The 5695-nt window shown below is 38.0% G+C and carries 3 protein-coding genes; all 3 read left to right on the top strand.

Features of this window, described 5'->3' with window-relative positions; genetic code table 11:
* The first annotated feature begins 523 nt into the window (after nucleotides 1-523).
* The 3 genes from AC52RT_RS00880 to AC52RT_RS00870 all read left to right on the top strand — a co-directional run bounded on the left by AC52RT_RS00880 (nucleotide 524) and on the right by AC52RT_RS00870 (nucleotide 5436).
* Nucleotides 524-1729: a VWA domain-containing protein gene (locus AC52RT_RS00880; RefSeq protein WP_495539007.1), complete on the top strand. Its 1206-nt coding sequence runs from the start codon at nucleotides 524-526 to the stop codon at nucleotides 1727-1729.
* 769 nt (nucleotides 1730-2498) lie between these two features.
* Nucleotides 2499-3704 carry a quaternary amine ABC transporter ATP-binding protein gene (locus AC52RT_RS00875; RefSeq protein WP_495539006.1) on the top strand — a complete coding sequence of 402 codons (1206 nt, stop codon included), beginning with the start codon at nucleotides 2499-2501 and terminating at the stop codon, nucleotides 3702-3704.
* Nucleotides 3697-5436 carry a glycine betaine ABC transporter substrate-binding protein gene (locus tag AC52RT_RS00870; protein ID WP_495539005.1) on the top strand — a complete coding sequence of 580 codons (1740 nt, stop codon included), beginning with the start codon at nucleotides 3697-3699 and terminating at the stop codon, nucleotides 5434-5436. The genes AC52RT_RS00875 and AC52RT_RS00870 overlap by 8 nt, the downstream gene beginning before the upstream one ends.
* Nucleotides 5437-5695: the final 259 nt, after the last annotated feature.

Below are 5695 nucleotides of genomic sequence, written 5' to 3'. Positions count from 1 at the left end.
AATAAAGACAAGAAAGATAAAATTCAAGGAAAAACAATAGTCAGCGGTCTGACTTTGGTCGTGTTTTTCATTGTATGGAGAGTTCTAATGGAGATTTTTTAGATTGGGATAAATGAAAAAAATGTATTCTATTTATTGATTTAGTTAGGTGGCACTTTACGCAGGTGCCGCTTTTTCTTTATTAACATTGCAAATGATTTTGTGTCGCAAAAGTGTAAAAAAAGTATTCAAATGGAGAAGGGTATGGGATAGAGCATGTTTGGTGTGTTTTTGCTGAAGGCTGTACAAAAACAGAGCTTTCATTTTTAAGTGAGATTTTCGAAGAAGTGGCATATAATTTGCAAAGTAAAAAGTATATAGAGTTACTATACGGACTAGATCGAAGATACCCAGACTTGAATTTAAAGAGAAGTATACAAATTGCTGAGAAGTACATGGATTAAGTATCTAGAGAGATTAATCCTGAGCAAACCTTGATTGGCTGTAAGCCTTTCAGGGTTTTTTTCTGACTTTAAATATAAAAATGTTTACTAGATTAAGAGCAGCCTTCCATGCAGCTGCGGGTGAATTTTCGGGTCAAGATTTTTCTGATTTAGAGTTGGAAAAACAAAACAAAGCGGTGGCGCTTTTGAAAGAACTCCCGAAAATTGGGGATAATCCAACAGAGGAAGAAATTGAACTATATTGGTGGAAGTCGTTAGAACTGTTTCATGAAGACTATCCAAATCCAGCAAATGTGTTAGATGAGATAGCGATCGAGTCATTTGGCAATCCTGAAATCAAAGATGAACGCTATCAATTTAAGGATAAACTAAACGTAGAAATTATTCTGGATGCCAGTGGAAGCATGGCGAAAAAGATGAACGGCAAGACGATGATGGACACGGCGAAAGAAGCGATCGAAGAGTTTGCCGGCGCCCTGCCTGAGGGGGCAAATATTGCCCTGCGGGTCTATGGACACAAAGGGAGTAATGAAGACAAAGATAAAAAAGTATCGTGTAAAAGTAATGAATTAGTCTATGACATGCAATCATATGACCAAACGAGTTTGCAAGATTCATTGAATCAATTTATACCCACTGGTTTTACGCCTCTAGCGAACGCATTGACAGAAGCAAAAAAAGATTTAGAAAAACTAAACAGTGATGAGAATACCAATATTATTTATGTAGTTAGTGACGGCGTGGAAACCTGTAATGGTGACCCTGTAGCTGAAGCTAAAAAACTGGCTGAATCGGATATCCAGCCGATAGTAAATGTCATTGGATTCGATGTCGATGTCGACGTTCAAAACCAGCTGAAAGAAGTAGCTAAAGCAGCAAAAGAATTATATGCAGACGCAAAGAATCAAGAACAATTGAAGGAAGAACTAGAAAAAACCCAAGAGATTGCGAAACAGTGGGAGGAATGGAAAAGAGACGCCGTGAATGGAGCGTCCTCACAACGCTACGGGCAGATGCGTAAGAATATCCCTCGTTTCGGTATTGAATGGGGCGAAGCAAATAGCTTTGAGAAATTTAATATGCGTCAACCACTTAATATGCTGAAAGACGAGGGTCATATCAGCCGCACAGCTTTTCAACTCTTATCTGATAAAACGAGTGAGCGCTACAGTCATATAATGGAGTTACGAAAAGAAGTGGAGAACGATTTGAGAAACTTAGCTGATCAAAGTTTTGAAGAGGCACGAGAAGAAATTAATCAGAAATATAATGAAAATAGTGAATAAACATTGATAGGGAATTCATACGTTTTTATAGTAAAAAAACGAAGTCTGTAAAAAATAGCTTTTAGACGACACGATATAAGGTGTCGTCTTTTTGAACTTTTAAACTGGCTGAATGGACCCGTAAAGAGTTGTTTAATTACGTTCCAAGCATATATTTTCCGCTTTGCCGATGTAAATCGTTTGGATTTTCATCCAAACTTTGTTATCCTAGTATAAGAATGTGTGTGAAATCACAGATATATGTAGTGAAAGCCCATTTATATTTTGTTCGTTTAGCTGTGCAGGTAGTTTCCTCTTTTATCATATCACATCGTTTTTTCCTACAAAAATTGTTCAAGTAATTAGATACGGATGGTTATTAATACGTATGGGAATTATACCTCTATGCACAGTGCCTTGTGTAAGCGTGGAAAACTCCTTTTAGGCAATAGCAATTTTACTATAAATGAAACCAAGTTTCATTCCTTTCTCAACATACTGTATATGCAAAATTCCCTCAGTTGTTTTAGTTCCCTCTCCGGAGAACTTAGTTAATCACATACTTTATACTTTCAATATAATCCTGAATTGAAAAATTATTCTTCCTTGTGGTTAGTGGGCTGGCGTATTTTAGCTGCTTCATTGTCCATCTTTGGTGTTATTACGTTCCAACATCAATGTGGTTAGTAAGGGGAATAAGCTTGTGCAAGGATAGTGAAATTCATCAGAAAAAGAGGAAATACAGCATAACCGAATATCATCTGGGCAACTATTAGAATGAGGTGACTTAATGAAACCAAATGTAGAAGTTAGAAATGTCTCGAAAATTTTCGGGAAATCTCCAAAAACAGCTGCTGATTTGTTGGTCCAAGGTAAATCAAAGAAAGATATTTTGAAAAAAACCGGACATACAGTTGGGGTTAATAATGTGAATTTCGAAATATACCCTGGTGAAATATTCGTCATAATGGGATTGTCGGGAAGTGGGAAATCAACTTTAATCCGCATGTTTAATCGGTTGATTGATCCGACGATTGGTGAAATTCTTATTGATAATGAAGATATCGTTAAGATGAATTCAGCTCGATTAAGAGAAGTTAGACAGAAGAAGATTAGTATGGTCTTTCAAAACTTTGCTCTTTTTCCTCATAAAACGATTGTCGAAAATGCTGAATATGGACTTGAAATTCAGAAAGTTGATCCAAAAATACGGCGTGAAAAAGCAATCAAAGCACTCGAAGTTGTTGGGTTAAAAGGGTACGAAAATCAGTTACCATCGCAACTTAGCGGCGGTATGCAACAACGCGTGGGTCTTGCTCGTGCGCTTGCAAGTGATACCGATATCTTGTTAATGGATGAAGCTTTCAGCGCTCTAGATCCATTAATTCGTAAAGATATGCAGGATGAATTAATTGAAATCCAAGAGCAATTCAAAAAAACGATTATTTTTATCACTCATGATCTTGATGAAGCGCTAAGAATTGGTGATCGAATTGCGTTAATGAAAGATGGCAGTGTGATTCAATTGGGCACGCCCGAACAAATTATGATGAATCCTGCCAATGAATTTGTAGAGAAGTTCGTTGCAGACGTGGATCTATCGAAAGTACTGACTGCATCCCATGTGATGATTCGACCAGAGAAAGTAACGGTTGATAGAGGACCGAGGGTTGCTCTAGAAATTATGCGTAAACAAGGTTATTCCAGTATATTTGTCGTGGATCGTAAGCAGAAGTTATTAGGGGCTTTGTCTGCTGAACAAGCACGTCAAGCGATGGAACATGACCTCTCTATCTCTGAAGTGATGTCAACAGATATCCCAACGGTTCCAGAGGATCAACTGCTGGCTGATCTTATGGATGTGATTTCAACCTCGTCAGTACCCATATCTGTAATAGATGATGAACATAGAATAAAAGGAATCGTCCTTCGCGGGCCAGTTATTGGTGCTTTAGCGGGAAATAAAGATTCTTTAAATGAATTGGAGAGTGAGTAATTCAATGAATATACCGAAAATCCCACTAGGAGCATGGGTAGATTCTTTAGTGGATTGGATGACGATTGCATTTGCTGGATTATTCTCACTTATAACCAATACGATTGAAGGTCTCTTAACTATTTTAGTGGATGTTATGAGTGTAGGTCCTTCTATTGTTTTAATTGTTATTTTAACGCTATTGGTTACTTATACAAGTAAGTGGCCGCTCGGACTATTTACTTTAATTAGTTTACTATTAATTGATAACTTGGGTTATTGGGAATCAAGTATCCAAACCCTTGCCATCGTTATTTTATCAGGTTTCCTGACCATTTTAATTGGGATCCCCATTGGAATTTGGTGTGCCCAAAATAAAACGGTTAGAAAAGTGGTAACACCTATTTTAGACTTCATGCAAACGATGCCGGCCTTCGTCTATTTAATTCCAGCCATTTTATTTTTTGGAATAGGCGTAGTACCAGGAATCATCGCATCGTTTATTTTTGCTATCGCTCCGACGATACGCATGACTAACTTAGGGATACAAGAAGTACCAAATGAATTAATCGAAGCATCTGATGCCTTCGGTTCGACAACGACTCAAAAGTTATTTAAGGTGCAGCTTCCGATTGCCACACCGACGATACTAGCAGGGGTCAATCAAAGCATCATGCTTGCTCTGTCTATGGTCGTTACAGCATCATTAGTTGGGGCGCCTGGGCTAGGGGCAGATGTTTACCGGGCTGTTAGTCAAATTAATGTAGGACAAGGTTTTGAAGCCGGATTATCGATTGTTATTATTGCGATTGTTCTCGATCGTATTACACAAAACCTGCGTAAGCCGGCATATGAACATATTATTAGCCGAAAACTTATTTCGATCATTATGGTTGTACTTGTAGTTGGTACAGCAATCTTTACGATGATCTCTAAAGAAGCTGCTATAACAGGGGATAAAGATAATATCGGTGCTCAAGTCGATTATGAAATTGTCGGGATTGAACCTGGAGCAGGATTAATGAAATTGACGAATACGGCAATAGAGGAGTATCAGCTAGATGACTGGACGCTTATTGAAGGTTCTTCAGCAGCAATGGTTGCTGAATTGAAAAAAGCTCTAGATAAAAAAGAACCTATTGTTGTAACCGGGTGGTCGCCGCACTGGATGTTCTCTTCATACGATTTGAAATATCTCGACGATCCGAAAAAATCGTTTGGCGGTTCTGAAAATATTAATACGGTTGTTCGAAAAGGTCTAGAACAAGATGCACCTGGTGCGTATACGATTCTTGATCAATTCTATTGGGAAACAAGTGATATGGAAGAAGTAATGGTCGATGTTGCTGGAGGAATGTCTTCAACTGAAGCAGCAGAAAAATGGATAGAAGCACACCCAGATGAAGTGGCCAAGTGGACAAAAGGTGCTAAAGCTGGAAATGGTGAAAAAATCCAACTTGTTTATGTGGCATGGGACACTGAAATTGCCAGTACAAACGTAATTGGCAAGGTTCTAGAGCAAAACGGCTATGATGTGACATTAAGTCAAGTAGAAGTAGGCCCGATGTTTGCGGGGGTAGCTAATGGCAGTGCCGATGCAATGGTGGCTGCATGGCTCCCAGGAACACATCTAGAATTTTATAATACCTATAAAGATGAAATAATTGATCTGGGACCAAACCTAAAAGGAACGAAAAATGGATTGGTCGTTCCTGAGTATATGGATATTGATTCTGTTGAAGATTTAAAATAGGAAAAGATACTGTCCCAAAGGGTCATTGGAAAATGACTTTTTGGGACATTTTTTTATTTATACACATAAAGTCAGTCAGCATGTAGGTTTACAATTGGATAAAATAGGTATTAGTAATTGAGGTGGATACATAATCACGTAGGGGAATCTGAAAAATAATTAAAGGAAATTTTAGAAAATGAATGAATATATAGAGGAGAAGTAAATTTAATCAATCGATTGATTAAAGTCGGAGGGCCAAGCGGTCTTAGGAAGACAA

It is taken from the genome of Peribacillus sp., assembly GCF_059453735.1.
This window is presented reverse-complemented; position numbering and strand designations above follow the sequence as displayed.